General features: G+C 71.4%; 19 protein-coding genes. 9 read left to right on the top strand and 10 right to left on the bottom strand.

All coding sequences use genetic code 11. The features are described 5' to 3' along the window. Positions 1 to 353: 353 nt before the first annotated feature. A complete protein-coding gene (locus tag AB0C99_RS02885; RefSeq protein WP_362468547.1) occupies positions 354 to 1,502 on the bottom strand; it encodes a hypothetical protein in 1,149 nt (382 codons plus the stop codon). Between the two features lie 225 nt (positions 1,503 to 1,727). Between AB0C99_RS02885 and AB0C99_RS02880 the strand changes: the two genes are divergently transcribed. Then, positions 1,728 to 3,707, top strand: a complete 1,980-nt coding sequence (locus AB0C99_RS02880; RefSeq protein WP_362468651.1) for a PIG-L family deacetylase — start codon at positions 1,728 to 1,730, stop codon at positions 3,705 to 3,707. A gap of 103 nt (positions 3,708 to 3,810) precedes the next feature. On the opposite strand, the gene AB0C99_RS02875 is transcribed toward AB0C99_RS02880, so the two are convergent. The 6 genes from AB0C99_RS02875 to AB0C99_RS02850 all read right to left on the bottom strand — a co-directional run bounded on the left by AB0C99_RS02875 (position 3,811) and on the right by AB0C99_RS02850 (position 11,734). Beyond that, on the bottom strand, positions 3,811 to 6,405 hold the full coding sequence (locus tag AB0C99_RS02875) for an N-acetylmuramoyl-L-alanine amidase (RefSeq protein ID WP_362468545.1): 2,595 nt from the start codon (positions 6,403 to 6,405) through the stop codon (positions 3,811 to 3,813). 239 nt (positions 6,406 to 6,644) lie between these two features. After that, positions 6,645 to 7,838, bottom strand: coding sequence for an elongation factor Tu (tuf, locus tag AB0C99_RS02870; RefSeq protein WP_362468543.1), 1,194 nt, complete (start codon positions 7,836 to 7,838; stop codon positions 6,645 to 6,647). 149 nt (positions 7,839 to 7,987) lie between these two features. Beyond that, the gene (gene fusA, locus AB0C99_RS02865; protein ID WP_362468541.1) at positions 7,988 to 10,114 is read right to left on the bottom strand and encodes an elongation factor G; all 2,127 of its coding nucleotides are present in this window, start codon (positions 10,112 to 10,114) and stop codon (positions 7,988 to 7,990) included. A 39-nt stretch (positions 10,115 to 10,153) separates the two neighbouring features. After that, positions 10,154 to 10,624 carry a 30S ribosomal protein S7 gene (rpsG, locus tag AB0C99_RS02860; protein WP_329423203.1) on the bottom strand — a complete coding sequence of 157 codons (471 nt, stop codon included), beginning with the start codon at positions 10,622 to 10,624 and terminating at the stop codon, positions 10,154 to 10,156. A gap of 2 nt (positions 10,625 to 10,626) precedes the next feature. Next, positions 10,627 to 10,998 carry a 30S ribosomal protein S12 gene (gene rpsL / locus AB0C99_RS02855; protein WP_003948652.1) on the bottom strand — a complete coding sequence of 124 codons (372 nt, stop codon included), beginning with the start codon at positions 10,996 to 10,998 and terminating at the stop codon, positions 10,627 to 10,629. A 286-nt stretch (positions 10,999 to 11,284) separates the two neighbouring features. Further along, the gene (locus AB0C99_RS02850) at positions 11,285 to 11,734 is read right to left on the bottom strand and encodes a helix-turn-helix transcriptional regulator (protein WP_362468539.1); all 450 of its coding nucleotides are present in this window, start codon (positions 11,732 to 11,734) and stop codon (positions 11,285 to 11,287) included. A gap of 253 nt (positions 11,735 to 11,987) precedes the next feature. Between AB0C99_RS02850 and AB0C99_RS02845 the strand changes: the two genes are divergently transcribed. The 3 genes from AB0C99_RS02845 to AB0C99_RS02835 all read left to right on the top strand — a co-directional run bounded on the left by AB0C99_RS02845 (position 11,988) and on the right by AB0C99_RS02835 (position 13,316). Next, a complete protein-coding gene (locus AB0C99_RS02845) occupies positions 11,988 to 12,347 on the top strand; it encodes a WhiB family transcriptional regulator (protein WP_362468537.1) in 360 nt (119 codons plus the stop codon). A 61-nt stretch (positions 12,348 to 12,408) separates the two neighbouring features. Beyond that, positions 12,409 to 13,113, top strand: a complete 705-nt coding sequence (locus AB0C99_RS02840) for a hypothetical protein (protein WP_362468649.1) — start codon at positions 12,409 to 12,411, stop codon at positions 13,111 to 13,113. After that, positions 13,107 to 13,316, top strand: a complete 210-nt coding sequence (locus AB0C99_RS02835) for a hypothetical protein (protein ID WP_362468536.1) — start codon at positions 13,107 to 13,109, stop codon at positions 13,314 to 13,316. Before AB0C99_RS02840 ends, AB0C99_RS02835 begins: the two co-directional genes overlap by 7 nt. 76 nt (positions 13,317 to 13,392) lie before the next feature. Here the strand turns inward: AB0C99_RS02835 and AB0C99_RS02830 are convergent, their stop codons facing one another. After that, the gene (locus AB0C99_RS02830; RefSeq protein WP_362468534.1) at positions 13,393 to 14,226 is read right to left on the bottom strand and encodes a hypothetical protein; all 834 of its coding nucleotides are present in this window, start codon (positions 14,224 to 14,226) and stop codon (positions 13,393 to 13,395) included. Positions 14,227 to 14,376: 150 nt separating this feature from the next. Next, positions 14,377 to 14,718, bottom strand: a complete 342-nt coding sequence (locus tag AB0C99_RS02825) for a hypothetical protein (protein ID WP_362468532.1) — start codon at positions 14,716 to 14,718, stop codon at positions 14,377 to 14,379. Between the two features lie 303 nt (positions 14,719 to 15,021). Here AB0C99_RS02825 and AB0C99_RS02820 point away from each other — a divergent pair, with 303 nt between their 5' ends. The 4 genes from AB0C99_RS02820 (at position 15,022) to AB0C99_RS02805 (ending at position 17,040) form a co-directional block, all read left to right on the top strand. Further along, on the top strand, positions 15,022 to 15,429 hold the full coding sequence (locus tag AB0C99_RS02820) for a hypothetical protein (RefSeq protein WP_362468531.1): 408 nt from the start codon (positions 15,022 to 15,024) through the stop codon (positions 15,427 to 15,429). 165 nt (positions 15,430 to 15,594) lie between these two features. Continuing rightward, the gene (locus AB0C99_RS02815; RefSeq protein ID WP_362468529.1) at positions 15,595 to 16,197 is read left to right on the top strand and encodes a phage tail protein; all 603 of its coding nucleotides are present in this window, start codon (positions 15,595 to 15,597) and stop codon (positions 16,195 to 16,197) included. A 106-nt stretch (positions 16,198 to 16,303) separates the two neighbouring features. Then, the gene (locus tag AB0C99_RS02810; protein WP_362468527.1) at positions 16,304 to 16,594 is read left to right on the top strand and encodes a hypothetical protein; all 291 of its coding nucleotides are present in this window, start codon (positions 16,304 to 16,306) and stop codon (positions 16,592 to 16,594) included. 119 nt (positions 16,595 to 16,713) lie between these two features. Further along, a complete protein-coding gene (locus tag AB0C99_RS02805) occupies positions 16,714 to 17,040 on the top strand; it encodes a hypothetical protein (protein WP_362468525.1) in 327 nt (108 codons plus the stop codon). 69 nt (positions 17,041 to 17,109) lie between these two features. On the opposite strand, the gene AB0C99_RS02800 is transcribed toward AB0C99_RS02805, so the two are convergent. Continuing rightward, a complete protein-coding gene (locus tag AB0C99_RS02800; RefSeq protein ID WP_362468523.1) occupies positions 17,110 to 18,066 on the bottom strand; it encodes a hypothetical protein in 957 nt (318 codons plus the stop codon). A 249-nt stretch (positions 18,067 to 18,315) separates the two neighbouring features. Between AB0C99_RS02800 and AB0C99_RS02795 the strand changes: the two genes are divergently transcribed. After that, positions 18,316 to 18,510 carry a hypothetical protein gene (locus AB0C99_RS02795; RefSeq protein ID WP_362468521.1) on the top strand — a complete coding sequence of 65 codons (195 nt, stop codon included), beginning with the start codon at positions 18,316 to 18,318 and terminating at the stop codon, positions 18,508 to 18,510. Positions 18,511 to 18,513: the final 3 nt, after the last annotated feature.

Genomic DNA, 18,513 nt, shown 5'->3' with positions numbered 1-18,513 from the left:
GTGTCGCACTCCCTCTACGAAGAATTCCCTAGGGAATTCCCAACCAAGGGGGTGCGGGCCCAAAAAAACCCGCGAAGCCGGGGATGGAACACCACCCGGGTGCCTGGTCGGCACCCCGCTGACACTTCCCGGAAGATTCCCGTACGTCCGCTCCTGAACAGGGGCGACGAGTACTGTGGGACTCGCTTCCGGTCCTCCCGGCGGGAGGCGCGCAGCATCGGTACTCAACCGAGCAACCCCGACAGTCTGCCACACGTGGCCATCCCGCCGCCAATCGAGGTCGAAGACTGTACCCCACGTCACGTCGGGGTACACGCAGGGGCACGACCGGCGGGCCGCGCCCCCGTGGGGCCTCAGCTGCGAGTGGCCTGGTGGCAGGTGTCCGGCTGCTCGTCGAGGTCCTTGGTCCGGTCGTACGGGTCGAGGGCCGGCCCGGTCGGCCGCGCGCCCCCGGCGGCGTAGTCCTCGGTGAACTTCGGGCGCAGGAAGCCGGTCGCCCTGCGGGTGCAGTCGTCGTTGGCCGCGCTCTCGTCCCAGCGCAGCACGTAGAGCCGCTCCGGGGTCGCGCGGATCCTCGCCGGGTCGTACAGCGCGAAGGTCATCTGGCGCCGCACCACGGTCCTGGCCACCTCGTCGAAGCCGGGCCGGGTCTTGAGCACCGGGTACACGAAGGTGTAGTCCGCGTGCACCAGCACCTCGTGCCGGTCCTTCCCCGCCGTCACGGTCATCCGGCCGCGCGTCTTGACCACGTCCCCGGCCGGCCGCACCTCCGCCGGATCGAAGCGGCTGAAGAGCAGCACCGGGTTGTCCCGCTCCGAGGGCCTGGCGAGCATCCGGTCGACCCGCCCCCGGACGTCGTCCTGGTACGGGTCGAGCAGCGCGATCGCCGTGTCCGGGCGCTTGCCGCCCGCGACCACCGCCGGGTCCAGGTTGGCCGCCACCAGGAAGGTCTTCGCGCGCGTGAGGGCCTCGGCGACCCGCTCCCGCGACATCCAGCCCACCGCCTTCGCCGGCGGCGGCACGATCCCCGCCGCCCCGTCGGCCCAGCGCACCGCCGGGGAGCCCTTGAAGGGCTCCTTCAGCGTCGGCCGGTTCGGGTCCACCGCCTCCGGCGGCGCGGTCGGCCGGGCCGTCTCGGCGGCCAGCGGGGTGGTGTCCTCGGGCCGGTCGCTCCAGCTCGACGGCAGGGCGGAGGCCATCCCCTCCGGGAGGTACCCGGTGACGAGCTGGGGCCGTACGGCGACCAGCGCCAGCGCGGCGACCAGGGTGACGCCGAGGACGGCCCGCACCCGGCGCCGGCGGTGCGCGGTGCCGTTCATCTCCTGCCAGGCGGGCCCGGTGCGCCAGCCCGAGGGCTCCTGCGCCTTGGGCCGCTTCGGCCGCTTCGGCGGGCGGGCCTTCCCCAGCAGCCGCTCCTGCTCCTCCGTGCCCAGCCCCTGCTCGCGGGCCCCCTCGACGAACGAGGCCCATTCCTCGTCGGAGACCGACCGCTTCTCGCTCATGTTCCGCTGCCCACCCCGGTGACGCCGTACCGCATACTGCGAACCGGACGGTCTCACGCCGCCCGCCGGGAGAAACAGACTGGTCAGCGCCTTTTGATCAGTTCGTGACCCGTCCTCGGCCGGCCACCGTCGAACCCGGACCCCCGAATCGCCGTCTAGTCAGGCGCACGGGACCGGCAGGGACACGACGGCACAGGGGACGTACGACCGGTGGACAGCAGAAGAGTGACGCGGCGCGGGGTGCTCGCGGGAGCGGTGGCGGTGGGCGCGGCAACGGCCGCCGGGTGTTCCGTACCCAGCCCGCCACGGGTCGAGAAGAGCGCCGATCCGGCGCCGGGGCGGCCGATCGCGCACGCGGCGGGGCGGGCGCTGCTGATGCAGTTCGCCGCGCACCCGGACGACGACCTGTACTTCATGAATCCCGACTCCCAGCGGCTGCTCGACGCGGGGGTCCCGCTCGTCTCCGTGTACGTCACGGCGGGCGAGCACACGGGCCGGAACTGGATCAAGGGGATGCCCCCGCGGACACCCGACCGGGCCGCCTACTCCTCCGCGCGCCACCAGGGGCTGCGCCAGGCGTACGCGGAGGCGCTCGGCGTGGACCGGTTCACGCCCTGGGAGCGCCGGACCACCGAGCTCGCGGGCGGGCGCCGGGCGGAGGTGGACACGCTCGCGCACGCCGGCCGCAGGGTCGAGCTGGTGTTCCTGAACCTGCCCATGCACACCCCCCGCCGGTACATGGCGCTGCCCGCCCTCTGGGAGGACCGCGCCCTCGAACTGCGCACCCACCTGTCCGCGGACTCCCCCGTGGCCCGCTCCGACGGCTACGACCACGACGGGCTGATCGAGGTGCTCGCCGGGCTGCTGGCCGCCTACCGGCCGACCGTCGTGCACACCCTGGACCCCGACCCGGACATCCAGCACAGCGACGCGGCCACCCGCGGGCGGGACAGCGAGCAGCCCGGCTACTCCGACCACGGCGACCACACCGCCGTCGCCTGCTTCACCTGGGCGGCGCTGCTGCGCCGGGTCGCCCGCGCCACCGCCGCCGGGGAGCCCGTGCCCGCGTTCGCCACGGTCTCCTTCCGGGGCTACTACAACCGCCACTGGCCCAAGAACCTGCCGCCCCGGGTCCTCGCCGAGAAGGCCGCCCACCTCGTCCCGTACGGCGGCGACCCGTCCTGGGAGTGCGGCAACCCCTCCGGCTGCGGCGACTACGGCGTCGGCGGCGACCGCCCGCTCACCAACCGCAAGGGCTGGGTACGGGCCACCCACTACCGCTGGCCCGCGCCCGGACCCGCCGTCGCGGCCGGGCCCGACGGGCGGCTCGCCGCCTACGGGGTGCTGGGGCTGCGCGCGGTCCGCTGGCGGGAGACGGCCCCGGGCTCCGGGCGCTTCGGCGAGCCGGAGGACCTGGGCGGCGGCCCGCTGGCGCCCGCGCTGGCCCGCGCGGTGCTGCCGGACGGGCGGCTGCTGCTGTTCGCGGTGCGCTTCGCCGCGCTCGCCGGGCGCGGCGGGCCGAACCGGCGCGAGCTGGTGGTCCTGGAGCAGCGCTCCCCCGGCGGGCCCTTCCTGGCCTGGCGGGGGCTGGGCAATCCGGAGCGCGCCGACGACCGGGGGCGCCGGATCGGGGCCCCGGCGGCCGTGACCGGGCCCGACGGGCGCGTCCACCTCTTCGTACGCGACGCCGACAAGGGCGTCGCCACGCGGGTGCGGGCCGCCGACGGCACCTGGGGCCCCTGGAAGGCGCTCCCGGCGCAGGGGGAGCTCCAGGACGGCCTGACGGCGCTCACGGACGCGGCGGGCCGGGTGCACCTGCTGGCCGCGGGCCGGGACGCCGTACGGCACTGGACCGACGGGCGGCCGGTCGCCGCGCTCCCCCGCGCGGGGGACCCGGTCGCCGCCGTCCCGGCCGAGGGGCCCGAAGGTGTCCGGGTGTTCTACCGGCGCCCGGCCGAGGCGGCGCTGCGCGCGAGCTCCGGTCCGGTCCCGGACTTCGACGGCTACGGCCTGTTGTCCGCCGCCCCCGGTCCCGGCGGCCCGCTGCTGCTGGGCCGGGACGAGCACCACCGGGTCCAGTTGTCCCGCGCGGGACGGCTGCACACCCGTACGGAGGGCCCGGCGCCGGTCGGCGACCCGGTGCCGCACGCGGGGGCGGCGGTCGGCCTGGGGGCGGACGCGCGGCCGTGGCTCTGGCGCCCGTAGAAAGCCCGTAGGAAGCCCGTAGGAAGCCTCGTAACAGGCTCGGAAAAGGCCGAGGGCCCGTCTCCCCGAAGGGAGGCGGGCCCTCGACGCGTCCGTGTTCAGGTCACTTGGTGAAGTAACCCGTGATGTCGGCGAGCAGGTCGACCGAGCCGGACTTGTTGTAGAAGTTCACCTTGCCGTTGACGACGGGCACGACCACCAGGTTGGGGATGGTCAGGCCGGCGGTGAAGTTCAGGTTCGACGCGCTGGAGCGCTCCTGGCCGTCCGGGTAGACGGAGACGAAGCTGCCGGCGGTCGGGTTGGTGGCCGTCACGTTGAGGACGACGGCGGTGACGCCGGTGGCGGGGACGCCCTGCACACCCGCCACGTCGAGCGTGACGAAGCTGTTCGGGCCGACCTTGGCCTTCGGGACGCCGAGGCCGGAGCGGGTGTCCATGAGGCGGAGCGGGCCGAGGTTGACGTGCGTGGAGCCGGTGTTCTCGGACGTGAAGTAGCCGGTGATGTCGGCGAGCAGGTCGACCGAGCCCGACTTGTTGTAGAAGCTGACCTTGCCGTCGACGACCGGGACGATCACCAGGTTGGGGATGGTCTGGCCGGCGCTGAAGTTCAGGTTCGACGCGCTGGCGCGGGGGGTGCCGTGCGGGTAGACCGAGACGAAGCTGCCCGCGGTGGCGTTGGTGGCCGTCACGTTGAGGACGACGGCGGTGACCTTGTCGGCCGGGACGCCCTGCACGCCGGTGACCTGGAGGTCCACGGTGCCGTTGGCGCCGACCTTGGCCTTCGGTACGCCGAGGCCGGAGCGGGTGTCCATCAGGCGCAGCGGGCCGAGGTTGACGTGCGTGGAGCCGGCCGCGTCCTTGGCGTAGTAGCCCGTCACGTCGGCGAGCAGGTCGACCGAGCCCGACTTGTTGTAGAAGTTCACCTTGCCGTTCACGACCGGGACGACCACGAGGTTCGGGATCGTCTGACCGGCGCTGAAGTTCAGGTTCGACGCGCTGGAGCGGGTGGCCCCGTTCGGGTACACGGAGACGAAGCTGCCCGCGGTCGGGGCGGTCGCCGTCACGTTCAGGACGACGGCGCCGACGCCGGTGGCGGGGATGCCGCCCTGGCCGGCGACCTGGAGGACGACCTCGCCGTTGGGGCCGACCTTGGCCTTCGGGACGCCGAGGCCGGTGCGGGTGTCCATCAGGCGGGTGGGCGCCAGGGGCTGGAAGGTCTTCGTACCCGCGGCGGTCACGTCGACGGTGCCGGACACGGTGGTGCTGCCCGTCTTGTACGTGGTGCGGACGGCGACCTTGTGGACCTCGGGGCCGGACACGGTGACGGCCGCGCTGCGGTCGGCGGCCGCGGCCTCGACGACGGGGGTGCCGTCGACGAGGACCTCGAACTTGGAGATCAGGGCGTTCGCCGTGGCGGTGGACCAGTTGACGGTCGCGGGCCCGGAGGTCTCGTAACCGCTGCCGTTCCAGGCCGCCGTGCCGCCGAGCGAGTCGATCTTCAGCTTCGAGTCGTAGCTCTTGGCGTACGTACGGATCTGCGGCAGCTGCGGGTACAGCATGGTGCCGGGGCACTCGGTGTTGAAGCCGTTGCGGTGTCCGGAGACGGCGTCGAACTGGTAGGTCTGGCCGGCCGTGAACTGGGTGCCGAAGAAGTTCTTCTGCGTGGCACCGGCGGTCAGCGTGGCCTTGCCGGCCGGGTCCACCCCGTACTGGCCGAGCTTGTACGCGACGACCTTGGCGGCCGAGGCGAGCGCGGCGTCCGAGGCGGCCTGCTTGGTGTAGTCGCCCATGATCGAGACGCTGGTCGACTCGGAGTTCCAGCCGTAGGTGTGGGCACCGAGGACCGGCTGGTCCACGCCGCCCTGGCGGCCCTCGAAGATCGTGCCGCACTTGTCGACCAGGAAGTTGTAGCCGAGGTCGCGCCAGCCGTTGGTCTTCACGTGGTAGACGTGCATCGCCCGGACCAGCGCGGCGGACTGGGAGCAGTCGTAGTCCGCGTCCGTCGTGTGGTGCACGAAGGCGGCCTTGATCTTCCCGCCGACGAGGTAGATCGGGCCCTCGTTGTTCAGCGACTCGTCGGCGCCCCACTCGGCGCGGCTGACGATCGTCGGCATCGGGGCCGTGGACGGCGGGCCGGCCGGGGTCGGCGGCGCGTCGGCGCGGAAGGCCGCGTTCTGGGCGTTGAAGCCGCCCTTGGCGGCGGTGGTGCTGGTGCCGGGGTCGACCAGGTCGAGGCGCAGGCCGGCCGGCAGCGCGCCGTCGGCGGCACCGTCGGTGACCCGGACCTCGGCGCCGTCGGAGGCGCCGACCCAGATCGGCTCGGTGGAGCCGCGGGCGCCGGCCCGCTTGCCGTCGAGCAGCGCGGGGTACGGCTCCAGGTCCATCCACTCGGTCCACGTGCCGGTCTCGGCGTCGCGGGAGCGGGCCTGGATCTTGCCCTCGATCTTCGCCTCGGGGTCCGTCCAGGACACACCGAGCAGGCCGAAGCGCTGGGTGTCGCGCTGGGACAGGACGGCCTCGCCGCGGCCCTTGTCGGTCAGCAGCAGCTTCTGGACCGCGCTCTTGACCGTGCCGGTCTCGTCGCCCTGGGCGCTGTAGACGCTGGGCGGGTTGGCCGCCGGGCCCGTCTCGCCGTTCACCGCACCGTTCGCGGCGGCCTGGAAGCCCAGGACCGACGCCGCGGCGAGGGCCGCGGTCACCGCCGTACGACGTACCAGTTTGCTGTGTTTGCGACGCACTCCACGTCCCGAACTCAAGTCGTCTCCACCCCTGTATGTGGCCATGACACGGCTGTCCGGGCGCATATTACGGGACGTCATGTTTGCGGCTGCCATGGGGGTGGGTACGCAGAAGGGCCCCGCGCCGCCGAAGCGGTGCGGGGCCCTTCCAAGCAGCTCTCGCGGAGCTACCAGGTCAAACCACCGAAGTTCGTGAGAACTTACTTGGTGATCTTGACGACCTGGCCGGCGCCGACGGTCCGGCCACCCTCACGGATGGCGAACTTGAGGCCCTCCTCCATGGCGATCGGCTGGATCAGCGCGACCGACATGGCGGTGTTGTCGCCCGGCATGACCATCTCGGTGCCCTCGGGGAGGGTCACGACGCCGGTCACGTCCGTGGTACGGAAGTAGAACTGCGGGCGGTAGTTGTTGAAGAACGGGGTGTGACGGCCACCCTCGTCCTTCGACAGGATGTAGGCCTGGGCCTCGAACTCGGTGTGCGGCGTGACCGAACCGGGCTTGATGATGACCTGGCCGCGCTCGACGTCCTCGCGCTTGATGCCACGGAGGAGCAGACCGACGTTCTCACCGGCCTGGCCCTCGTCGAGCAGCTTGCGGAACATCTCGATGCCGGTGACCGTGGTGGTGGTCTTCTCGGTCTTGATGCCGATGATGTCGACGGTCTCGTTGACCTTGAGGACACCACGCTCGATACGACCGGTGACGACGGTGCCACGACCGGTGATCGTGAAGACGTCCTCGATCGGCATCAGGAACGGCTTGTCGACGTCACGCTCGGGCTGCGGGATGGACTCGTCGACGGCCTTCATCAGACCGAGGAGCTTGTCAGCCCACTCCTTGTCGCCCTCGAGCGCCTTGAGCGCCGAGACGCGGACGACCGGCAGGTCGTCGCCCGGGAACTCGTACTCGGTGAGGAGCTCACGGACCTCGAGCTCGACGAGCTCCAGGATCTCCTCGTCGTCCACCATGTCGGCCTTGTTCAGGGCGACGACGATGTACGGAACGCCGACCTGGCGGGCCAGGAGCACGTGCTCCTTGGTCTGCGGCATCGGGCCGTCGGTGGCGGCGACCACGAGGATGGCGCCGTCCATCTGCGCGGCACCCGTGATCATGTTCTTGATGTAGTCAGCGTGACCGGGGCAGTCGACGTGCGCGTAGTGACGCGACTCCGTCTGGTACTCGACGTGCGCGATCGAGATCGTGATACCGCGCTGGCGCTCCTCAGGAGCCTTGTCGATCTGGTCGAAGGCCGAGGCCTCGTTCAGGTCCGGGTACGCGTCGTGCAGCACCTTGGTAATGGCGGCCGTGAGGGTCGTCTTACCGTGGTCGATGTGACCGATGGTGCCGATGTTGACGTGCGGCTTAGTCCGCTCGAACTTCGCCTTCGCCACTGGGGTCCTCCTGTGGAGTGGTTCTGTACGCCTTACTCAACGGCGCCAGGTGATCTTTGCTGGGATGCCGTCCGCCGGGGCGCTTCCCTCGGGTTCGAAGTCCGAACCCCGGCGTACGGTGTCAAGCCTAAAGCGTGCACTCGGGTGAGTTACTCGCCCTTGGCCTTCGCGATGATCTCCTCGGCGACGTTCCGCGGAACCTCGGCGTAGGAGTCGAACTGCATCGAGTAGCTTGCGCGACCCGAGGTCTTGCTGCGGAGGTCTCCGACGTAGCCGAACATCTCCGAGAGGGGCACGAGGCCCTTCACGACGCGAGCGCCGCTGCGCTCCTCCATGGCCTGGATCTGGCCACGGCGGGAGTTGATGTCGCCGATGACCTCACCCATGTAGTCCTCGGGCGTGGTGACCTCGACGGACATCATGGGCTCGAGGATCACGGGCGAAGCCTTGCGCGCGGCCTCCTTGAAGGCCTGCGAGCCGGCGATCTTGAACGCGAGCTCGGAGGAGTCGACCTCGTGGTAGCCACCGTCGAGAAGGATGACGCGGACGCCAGTCATCTCGTAGCCGGCGAGGATACCGAACTGCATGGCCTCCTGCGCACCCGCGTCGACCGAAGGGATGTACTCCTTCGGGATGCGGCCACCGGTGACCTTGTTCACGAACTCGTACGAGGCGTCGCCGCCCTCGATGGGCTCGATCGCGATCTGCACCTTGGCGAACTGACCGGTACCACCGGTCTGCTTCTTGTGGGTGTAGTCAAGTCGCTCGACGGCCTTGCGGATCGTCTCGCGGTACGCGACCTGCGGCTTGCCGACGTTCGCCTCGACCTTGAACTCGCGACGCATACGGTCGACGAGGATGTCGAGGTGAAGCTCGCCCATACCACCGATGATGGTCTGGCCGGTCTCCTCGTCCGAGTGGACCTGGAAGGAGGGGTCCTCCTCCGCGAGACGCTGGATGGCGACACCCAGCTTCTCCTGGTCACCCTTGGACTTGGGCTCGATCGCGACCTGAATGACCGGCGCCGGGAAGTCCATGGACTCCAGGATGACCGGGTTCTTCTCGTCGCACAGCGTCTCACCGGTGGTGGTCTGCTTCAGGCCCATGACGGCGACGATGTCGCCGGCGCCCACCGAGTCGATCTCCTCACGCTTGTTCGCGTGCATGCGGTAGATCTTGCCGATGCGCTCACGCTTGCCCTTGACGGAGTTCAGCACCGCGGTGCCGGCCTCCAGGCGACCGGAGTAGATCCGGACGAAGGTGAGCTTGCCCAGGTGCGGGTCGCTCGCGATCTTGAACGCGAGGGCGGCCAGCGGCTCCTCGTCGGAAGGCTTGCGCTTCACGACGACCTCGGCGTCCTTGACGTCGTGGCCCTCGATGGCCTCGACGTCCAGGGGCGACGGCAGGTAGCGGACGACGGCGTCGAGCAGGGGCTGAACGCCCTTGTTCTTGAACGCGGTGCCACAGAACACCGGGGTGACCGTGGTGTCGCCGCCCTTGCCGGAGGCGATGGTGATGCGGCGGACGGCGGCGTAGAGCTGCTCCTCGGTGGGCTCGACGCCCTCGAGGAAGAGCTCCATGAGCTCCTCGTCGTTCTCCGCGACGGCCTCGACGAGCTTGGCGCGGTACTCCTCGGCGAGCTCGGCCTTGTCCGCGGGGATGTCGACGACGTCGTACATCTCGCCCTTGCTGGCCTCGGCGGACCAGACAAGCGCCTTCATGCGGACCAGGTCGATGACGCCCTGGAAGTCGGCCTCGGCACCGATCGGGAGCTGCATGACGATCGGGGTCGCGCCGAGGCGGCTCACGATCATGTCGACGCAGCGGAGGAAGTCGGCACCGGTCCGGTCGAGCTTGTTGACGAAGCAGATACGCGGAACGCCGTAGCGGTCCGCCTGACGCCAGACGGTCTCGGACTGGGGCTCGACGCCGGCCACGCCGTCGAACACGGTGACAGCACCGTCGAGCACGCGCAGCGAACGCTCCACCTCGACGGTGAAGTCGACGTGGCCCGGCGTGTCGATGATGTTGATCGTGTGGTCGACGTTCTCGAGCGGCCAGTGACAGGTGGTGGCAGCAGAGGTGATCGTGATGCCACGCTCCTGCTCCTGCTCCATCCAGTCCATCGTGGCGGCGCCGTCGTGGACCTCACCGATCTTGTACGAAACGCCGGTGTAGAACAGGATCCGCTCGGTGGTGGTCGTCTTGCCCGCGTCGATGTGGGCCATGATGCCGATGTTGCGCACCTTGGCCAGGTCAAGCGAAGTGGTAGCCATAAGGCTTCAGTCTTCTCTCGGTCTCGATGTGGGTTGCGACTACCAGCGGTAGTGCGCGAAGGCCTTGTTGGACTCGGCCATCTTGTGCGTGTCCTCGCGCTTCTTGACCGCGGCTCCGAGGCCGTTCGAGGCGTCGAGGAGCTCGTTCATGAGGCGCTCGGTCATGGTCTTCTCGCGACGGGCGCGGGAGTAACCGACGAGCCAGCGGAGGGCCAGCGTGGACGCGCGGCCCGGCTTGACCTCGATCGGCACCTGGTAGGTGGCGCCACCGACACGGCGGGACTTGACCTCGAGGGACGGCTTGACGTTCTCGAGAGCGCGCTTCAGCGTGACGACCGGGTCAGCACCGGTCTTCTCGCGGAGGCCCTCCATGGCGCCGTAGACGATGCGCTCGGCGGTGGAACGCTTGCCGTCCAGCAGGATCTTGTTGATCAGCGAGGTGACAAGAGGAGAGCTGTAGACCGGGTCGATGATGACCGGGCGCTTCGGGGCGGGGCCCTTACGAGGCATTCTTACTTCTCCTTCTTGGCGCCGTAGCGGCTGCGAGCCTGCTTACGGTTCTTGACGCCCTGCGTGTCGAGGGAACCGCGGATGATCTTGTAACGAACACCCGGCAGGTCCTTCACACGGCCACCGCGGACGAGCACGATCGAGTGCTCCTGCAGGTTGTGGCCCTCACCCGGGATGTAGGCCGTGACCTCGATGCCCGAGGTCAGACGCACACGCGCGACCTTACGGAGGGCCGAGTTCGGCTTCTTCGGGGTGGTCGTGAACACACGCGTGCAGACGCCACGACGCTGAGGGGAACCCTCAAGTGCGGGCGTCTTGTTCTTCTCGACCTTGTCCTGCCGGCCCTTCCGGACCAGCTGCTGGATCGTAGGCACTACTTCTCCGGTTTCTGTGTGCCGTCGGTGAAACTAACCTGGAACATCTCCGACCCACGCGGTCGGGTGTGTCGAATCGCGCGAACCCCTGCCAGAGGCAGGGAGGGGCGCTGATTGCGGTGGCCGTTCTCGGACTCCGTCTGCGGTTGAGGACACGCACACGAGTCCGGGCACACCCCAGGCACAAGGCTTGAGCGTACCTATCGCATGGACTCCGGTCAAAACAAATGCTCACACGCGGGCCGGTCCGGCCGGCCCCGGTCGGCCGGGGCCGGTCGCGCCCCGGTCAGTCCTGGGCCGCGCGCCGGGGCTCGCCGGCGGCGCGGGCGTCCGCGCCCTCGGCCTCCGGGTCCATGAACTGGTGGACGACCTTCACGAAGACGTCCATGCGTTCGTCCGGGACGCCGAGCCAGCGCGCGAAGTCCTCCATGGTCGGCCGCCAGTCACTGGGCGGCAGCAGGTCCGCCGCGATCGGCAGCTCCTCCGGGGTGACCCGGCCGGACCTGATCAGCATGTCCCGTACGGAGACCCCGAGGAGCGGCGCGATCCTGCGCATGGTCTCCAGGTCGGGCATGCTCTGCCGCTGCAGCAGCCGGGTCACGGCCGCGCGGTGCACGCCCGCCTCGTCCGCGATCCGGGACTTGCCGCCGCCGCGGGGGCTGTCGATGTCGTAGCCGCGCGCGCGCATCAGGCCCTCGACCCAGCCCGCGAACTCGTCGAGCCCTTGAGTGCTCATGTCGTATCGCTCCCTTAACTCCCCCACCTTTCGGTCCGCCCACTTTAGCGTGCTTGCGCGCGCGGAATTACGTGCTTTCGGGCACGCAACCGTGTCGAATCGGTGAAGGGGGCGGTACGGGCACCCCCAAAGATAGTTGCGAGCTCGCACGCAACATGTCTATCGTCCTTCGCGCCGCACTCGTCAGCCTCACGAGCCCCACAGGTCCCATCGGGCCTGGGGGTGCGTGGCGCCCGGACCGTGGAGAACCTCCTTGCCCACGCTCGACCACTCCCCCTGGCAGGCCGCCGCCGCGTGCGCCGGCCTCTCCCCGTCCGTCGTCTTCTCCCGCCGCGGCAAGGAGGCGGCCCCGGCCCTGCGGGCCTGCGCCGTCTGCCCGGTCCGTCGCGAGTGCGAGAGCGCCGTCGCCCCCGCCGAGAGCTGGTTCGACGGCGTCTGCGCCGGCCGCCTGTGGCGCAACGGCCGCCCGGTGAAGCCCCGCCGCCGCGCCGGCGACCCGGCCCCGCCCGCCGCGGAGCCCGTGGCGGACGCGCCCGCGACCGCCGCCGGGACCGCCGCCGCCCTCGACGCCGCGGGCGCCGTCCTCGCCGCCGCCGGGAGCCACCGTGACTGAGCCCTCGCAGGACCAGGGCACCGCAGCCGTCACCGCCGCCGTCGCCGCCGCCGACGAGCGGATGGTGCGGGACATCGTGCTCTGGACCGCCTCCCTGGTCCGGCAGTTCCCCGAGCTCGCCGAGGAGCTCACCCCCGGCCGCCGCTCCCCCGCCGGGGCCGCGCCCACCGCCCCCCACCCGGGGCGCGACGAGCTGATCCGCGCGGAGCGCCGCGAGGCCCTGCTGCTCGAACAGCGCCACGGCCTCTCCGTGCCGGGCCACGGCGCCGCCCCGATCCGGCTGCACGTCTCGGACGCGATCCGGGACATCACCGACGGCGTGGTGGAGCTGGAGGAGGCGGTCTGCGCCCGGCTCGGCCTGCCCCGGCCGCGCCGCGCGGGTGTCGTGGAGCGCCTGCGCCGCGTCACCGGGACCCTCGGCACGATCGCCGCCCACCCGGACCTGACCCGGCACGTGCGCGACGAGATCCGCCGGATGGCCCGCCGGTGCGCCCGCACCCTGGGCGACGCGGAGACGGTCGTCCGGGTGTCGGGGCGCTGCCCGTGGTGCGACTCGGTGTCGCTGCGGGCCTTCCCGGACCGGCGCGCGGTGCTGTGCGTGAACCCGGCGTGCGTGTGCACGGACCCGGCCTGCGGCTGCCAGGACGACCCGGCCTACCGGCACCTGTGGCCGGAGGACGAGTGGACGGAGCTCGCGGACGCGTCGGGTGCGCGCACGGAGGAGATCGAAGCGGCGATGGACGACACGAAGGAGACCTCATGCTGAGCTCGACCGCGCTTTCCCTGCCGGCCCTGATCCCGGGCCCGCTCGCCGCCCTGGAGGCCGGGGTGGCCCCGGCGACGATCCGCAAGTGGGTCCAGCTGGGCCACCTGCGGGCGGCGGGGAAGGCGGGGCGGGCGCAGCTGTTCCGCCTGGAGGACGTCTTCGCGGCGGAACGCGCGACCCGCCGCAGGCCGCGCACGGCCTGAACGCCCGCCACTCCTTCGCTCCCGTACGCCGAAGCGCCCTCGTCCCGATCCGGGACGGGGGCGCTTCGGCGTGTCGTCACACCCGGAGGAAGGCGCGGAGCGAGTCGGCCATGGCCGCGACGAACCGTTCCCGCACGTCCGCCCCGACCAGGTCGAGAGAGAGGTACGGGTTGAGGTCCTCCAGCTCGACCAGGAGGAGGTCGCCCTCGGGGGTGCGGCAGGCGTCGACGCGCTGGATGCCGTGGTCGAGGGTGTTCCAGTCGACGAAGCGGCGGGCGAAGCGCAGGTCCTCGTCGTCGGCCTCGTACGGCTCCAGCTCCCAGCGCTTCGCGGGGTCGGGGGCGTACAGGGCGTACTGGAAGCGGTCGTCGACGAAGTAGAAGGAGACCTCGTACCGGAAGTCGATCCGCGGCTGGACCAGCAGCCCCTCGCCGTACGGAAGGGCGGCCAGCTCCTCGTACGGGAGGAAGCGCAGCCCTATGGAGTCGGCGCCGGCCTTGGGCTTCACCGCGAACGAGGGGGCGGCGGGCAGCCGTTCGAGGTCGGCGGCGCGGTCGACGGTGGGGATGACGGGGAGCCCGGCGGCGGTGAGGTCGAGGAGGTACTGCTTGCCCGCCATGTCGCCGCGCCCGTGCAGCGGGTTGTAGACGCGGGCGCCGAGGGCGGCGGCGCGGGCGCGGAAGTCGTCGTAGGCGTCCTGGTAGTGCAGGACGGGCCCGCTGTTGCGGACGACGACGGCGTCGAAGGCGTCCATGAGCGCGGCGGCGTCGCGCGGATGACAGACGGCGAGGTCGAAGCCCTCCCGGAGCCGGGCGGTGAGGCCGATGTCCTCGTCGCAGTAGCGCCGGCCGCGGGCGGGGTAGGCGAGGTCGGAGACGTAGAGGAGGCGGGGGCGGGGGCGGGCGGACATGTCTGCTCCTCTGGCGGGGCGGGCTGGGCGGCGACACCGGGCTTGGCGCTCGGGGTCGGCGCCGGGCGGGGGCGCCGGCCGATGCCGGGTGACCGGCCGGCCGGTGCGGTCACGCTACCGACCGCCGCCCGCGGCCGGTCCGCCGGATGCTCACCGCCGGGACCAGCGGCTCCTGGGGCGCTCGGCGGGCGGGACCTCCCGGCTGAACTCCAGCTCGGCGGCGGTGAGATGGAAATGGCGGGTGCTGGTGCGTTCGCGGCCGTCGGCCCAGTACGAGCGGCTCGTCTCGACGATCCAGTGTGTCGGGGAGGTGCGGAACACGAGGCGTCCGTACTCCTCGGGCCGGTCCGTCGGCGGGTAGGTCCGGCTCAGTTCCTCGGCATGGGCGAGGGCAGCCTCGCGCCCACCCTCGACGGGGATCTTCTTCACCAGTTCCCAGCGGTCGTCGCTGCTCGACGTCACGGTCGTCTCCACCAGCACGTACCAGCTCATGGCCCGTCCCTCCCCTGTCCCACGTCGTGTGTCCGGCCCAATCTAGACGGCCTTCCGCCGGGGAATCCGAAACCGGTCACCGAACTAGTTGCGTGCGCGCACGCTCTCTGTCACAGTTGGTGCAGCGGCGGAGCTGCGCCCGCAGGACGGGCGGCGGCTTCGCCGTTCGCCGTCCGGGAGCGCTCCGCGCCCCCCGCCCCTTCCCCGCGTCGAGCGCCCCCGGGCGGCACCCCGCACCACCCGCACCACCGGCGGCACCGCCGCCCGCCCCTCCCCTCCCGCCTTCCTTCGAGGAGACCCGTCATGACCACTCCCCCGAGTGCGTTCCCGGACGTCGAGAAGCTGGTCGTCGACGTCCTCAAGGCCGACCCGGCGCTCGCCGGCGTCACGGTCGCCGCCCAGGCCGCCGCCGGCTTCGACGGCACGCAGAACGCCGTCCTGGTCAACCGCCGCGGCGGTGCCTGGATCGGCGACCTGCACGTCGACAAGCCGCTCATCGAGTTCGAGGTCTACGGCCCGAACAAGACCGCGGCCCACGTCACCGCCAACGCGGCCCGCCGGGCGCTGCTCGCCACCATCGGCAAGCAGCTCGGCACGGTCTACGTCAGCGACGTGGAGGAGCAGGACGGGCCGCGCTGGACGCCCGACTACCTCTACCGGGGCGCGAACCGCTACCTCTGCGTGATCCGCCTCTCCCTGGACGTCCTGTAGACCGCACCGGTCTCCCCGACACCACCCCCGAACGGCCCGTTCCGGCCGTTCCCCACAGACCAGGCCCCGCCGGACCGTCCAGCGGGGCCTTTGCCGTACCCGGAGCCGATCCCCGGCCACCGGAGCGGCGCCCCACCCCCTCTGTATCCAAGGAGAAACACCACCATGGCTGGAAACAACTCTGCCGAGATCCGCGTCGCCGGCAGCGGCAAGCTCTACGTCGCCAAGGTCGGCACGGCCGCCCCGAACTTCGGCGCGGACGCCACCGCCGACTGGTCCTCCTGGACCAACCTCGGCTTCACCACCGGTGACGGCGTCACGTTCTCGAAGAAGGACAAGCTGGAGGCCATCGACTCGTGGCAGTCGGTGTCCCCCGTGCACTACATCTACTCGGCCCGTGACCTGTCGCTGAAGTTCTCGCTGCTCCAGTTCAACGAGGACACGCTGCCGTTCTTCATGGGCGGCGGCAAGGTGGACGCCGACCCGGCGCCGGCCACCGGCACCTACAAGTACGAGATCGCCGAGCGTCCGTTCGCGGACGTCCGCGCCCTCGGCCTGGAGTTCACCGACGTCAAGGCGGGCGGCACCACCGCCGTCACGTACCGCTTCATCATCCCGCGCGGCCAGGTGACCGCCACCGACGACATCAAGCTCAACCGCAAGGCCGCGTCCCAGCTGGGCGTGACCTTCACCGCGATGTCGAACGGTGACGGCAAGCCGCTGGCGTCCTTCCTGATGAAGGACGACCAGTACTCCGCGACCGTCTGATCCGGCGGACCCTTCCCCACCCGGGGCGGGACGGCCGCGTGCCGTCCCGCCCCACCCTCTCCGCTCTTCACCCACGCGCACCACGCGAACAAGGAGTACGCACACCATGGCCCGTTTCGACGTCAACGCCGCCCGCGCCCAGCGCCTGGAGGCCCACGGCCGCACCTGGTCCTTCGAGCTGGACGGCGAGTCCTACACGCTCCCCACCGAGCTCTCGCGCAAGACCGCGAAGGCCCTGCGTCAGCTCGACGACAGCGACGTGGACGGGCTGCTCGAACTCCTCATGGGTGAGGAGCAGTACGCCCGCTTCGAGGAACACGACCTCACGATGCAGGACATCGCCGCCATCCTGGAGGCATACGGCAAGGAGACCGGGCTCGGCCTGGGGGAAGACTGAGCCTCGTCGAGTTCGTCGACGAACACGCCGAGGCCCTTGAGGCGGACCTGCTCCGCTTTTACGGGACGGATCTCCTCGACTGGCATCGGGGAGAACTGTCCAGCAGGCGTCTGACGGTCATGATCAGGCACCTGCCGCACGACGCCGCCGTCCAGCGCGAGGTGCACGGGGAATCCGCGGAGTGGTCGGTCTCCGACCATCTGCTGGCCGCCGCCGTGGACCATCTCGCCGTCGCCAACTGGATGTTCCACGCCGTGAACACCGGCGAGGACGACGAGGCCCCCGACCCGCCGCAGCCGATCCCCCGGCCCGGCGTCAGGAACGAGGACGAGGGTGAGGACGACGGGCACCCGGACGGGAACCCGTCGGGACGGTCCGCGGACGGGGCCGAGGGGGCGGACTCCGCCGTGCTCTCGCCCTTCCAGCTCGCCCGCTTCTTCGGCTGACCGCAGGAGTGGACCAGACGGCCGCCCCTCAGGCCGGTCCACCCCCGTGGCCCCCGGTGCCCGTTCCCGTCAGGGAGCGGGCTCCGGGGGCGCTTCCTGTGCTCCTTCGGCTCCCAGCTCCTGTTCCAGGGCCCTGGCCCGGTCGGACAGGCGGCGCCCACGCGCGCGCGGGCGCCCGTCCGGCGCGCCCGGCTCGCCGCCGCGCCGGTCCTGGCCGGGCACGCTGGTGAGCGGCGGCACGATCGGCCGGCCGCCCTTGCCGCGCACCACCTTGCGCACCGGCTGGGCGGCCCGGAGGGGGCGGCGCTGCCGGGCGGCCGGCCCGGCGGCGGCCTCGGACTCGGACTCGGACCCGGCCCCGGTGTCGGCCCCGGCGTCGGACATGTCCTCGGCCTCGGCCTCGCCTTCGGACACCGCCTCGGTGTCCGGCGCGTCCTCCGCCCCGAGCGTCGCCTCGGTCTCCGGGTCCTCCTCGGCGCCGTGCTCCGCCCCGGCGCCCGCCCCGCGCTCGCGGCCGGGCCCCGGATCCCGTACGGGGCCGGGCTCGGGGTCCGTACCGGGGCCGGGCTGTTCGGCGTAGGTGTGCTCGGCCTGCTGGTCGAACAACCGGCGCTCCAGCCGCACCCGTTCCTCGGCCTCGACGAGCGAGGCGGGCGGTTCCATCAGCCGGGCGAACGGCAGCGTGATGACCCGGGCGCCGTCCGGGTTCGGGTCGGTGCGCCGCTCCGGGCGGCGGATGCCGCGGGCGTCCCCCTGCCCCTGGGCGTACGCGTCGGCGACCCGCTTCTCGTACTCGCGGCGGATCCTCGGGAGTTCGTCGGAGACGGCCTCGGCCCAGCCCGCGGTGAAGGCGGCGGTCTCGCGGCGGTCGACTTCGGTCCGGGGCATGATGACGAGGTCCTCCGGGGCGTAGCCGGACAGGTGGACCAGTTCCGCGAGGCGGGCGAAGAGGTGAGGCAGATCCGGGTGTGACTCGAGCCAGTCGACGGACCGCTCCTGCCGGCTAGCCCCCGGCTCCGTATCCATGCGTCAGCACTGCCTTCCAAGCCCCCTGGGGTCCCCGCGCGCCCCTCGCGCCCCGTCGCTCCCCGGCTGTGTCAGGCCCGGGAACGCGTCCTCCAGATTACCCCGGCTCGAACACAGGCTCCGTTCCGGGCGTGGCCCGGCCGGACGGGGGCGGGCCGACGCGCCGTCGTACCCTTCTCGCTCGACATACTCGAACCAATGTTCGACAATGCTTCGCACGTACGTTCGATAGCCGGAAGGCAGGGCACCATGACGTCACAGACCGGGGGAAGCGCCACCCAGAGCACGCTTCACGAACGCCTCCACTCGTTGCTCCAGCGCCCCGGTCCCCTCGACAAGCGCACACTGCTCGCCACCCTCGACGCCGAGATCGCGGCTCGCGAGATCCACGCCTACAAAGCGGGCTGGAACGACGCCCTGGCCGAGTTCCGCCGCGTTTCCTAGGAT

Source organism: Streptomyces sp. NPDC048659, assembly GCF_040650575.1.
Taxonomy (GTDB): domain Bacteria; phylum Actinomycetota; class Actinomycetes; order Streptomycetales; family Streptomycetaceae; genus Streptomyces.
Note: the sequence above shows the minus strand (reverse complement) of the source record. Positions and strands in the feature narration are given on the sequence as shown.

Excerpts from the sequence above, each read along its gene's own strand:
- fusA (WP_362468541.1), bottom strand. The coding sequence starts at position 10,114 with ATGGCTACCACTTCGCTTGACCTGGCCAAGGTGCGCAACATCGGCATC.
- AB0C99_RS02840 (WP_362468649.1), top strand. The coding sequence starts at position 12,409 with ATGGTGCGGGACATCGTGCTCTGGACCGCCTCCCTGGTCCGGCAGTTC.
- AB0C99_RS02820 (WP_362468531.1), top strand. The coding sequence starts at position 15,022 with ATGACCACTCCCCCGAGTGCGTTCCCGGACGTCGAGAAGCTGGTCGTC.
- AB0C99_RS02835 (WP_362468536.1), top strand. The coding sequence starts at position 13,107 with ATGCTGAGCTCGACCGCGCTTTCCCTGCCGGCCCTGATCCCGGGCCCG.
- AB0C99_RS02815 (WP_362468529.1), top strand. The coding sequence starts at position 15,595 with ATGGCTGGAAACAACTCTGCCGAGATCCGCGTCGCCGGCAGCGGCAAG.
- rpsG (WP_329423203.1), bottom strand. The coding sequence starts at position 10,624 with ATGCCTCGTAAGGGCCCCGCCCCGAAGCGCCCGGTCATCATCGACCCG.
- AB0C99_RS02810 (WP_362468527.1), top strand. The coding sequence starts at position 16,304 with ATGGCCCGTTTCGACGTCAACGCCGCCCGCGCCCAGCGCCTGGAGGCC.
- AB0C99_RS02805 (WP_362468525.1), top strand. The coding sequence starts at position 16,714 with ATGATCAGGCACCTGCCGCACGACGCCGCCGTCCAGCGCGAGGTGCAC.
- AB0C99_RS02795 (WP_362468521.1), top strand. The coding sequence starts at position 18,316 with ATGACGTCACAGACCGGGGGAAGCGCCACCCAGAGCACGCTTCACGAA.
- AB0C99_RS02830 (WP_362468534.1), bottom strand. The coding sequence starts at position 14,226 with ATGTCCGCCCGCCCCCGCCCCCGCCTCCTCTACGTCTCCGACCTCGCC.
- AB0C99_RS02885 (WP_362468547.1), bottom strand. The coding sequence starts at position 1,502 with ATGAGCGAGAAGCGGTCGGTCTCCGACGAGGAATGGGCCTCGTTCGTC.
- AB0C99_RS02800 (WP_362468523.1), bottom strand. The coding sequence starts at position 18,066 with ATGGATACGGAGCCGGGGGCTAGCCGGCAGGAGCGGTCCGTCGACTGG.
- AB0C99_RS02825 (WP_362468532.1), bottom strand. The coding sequence starts at position 14,718 with ATGAGCTGGTACGTGCTGGTGGAGACGACCGTGACGTCGAGCAGCGAC.
- AB0C99_RS02850 (WP_362468539.1), bottom strand. The coding sequence starts at position 11,734 with ATGAGCACTCAAGGGCTCGACGAGTTCGCGGGCTGGGTCGAGGGCCTG.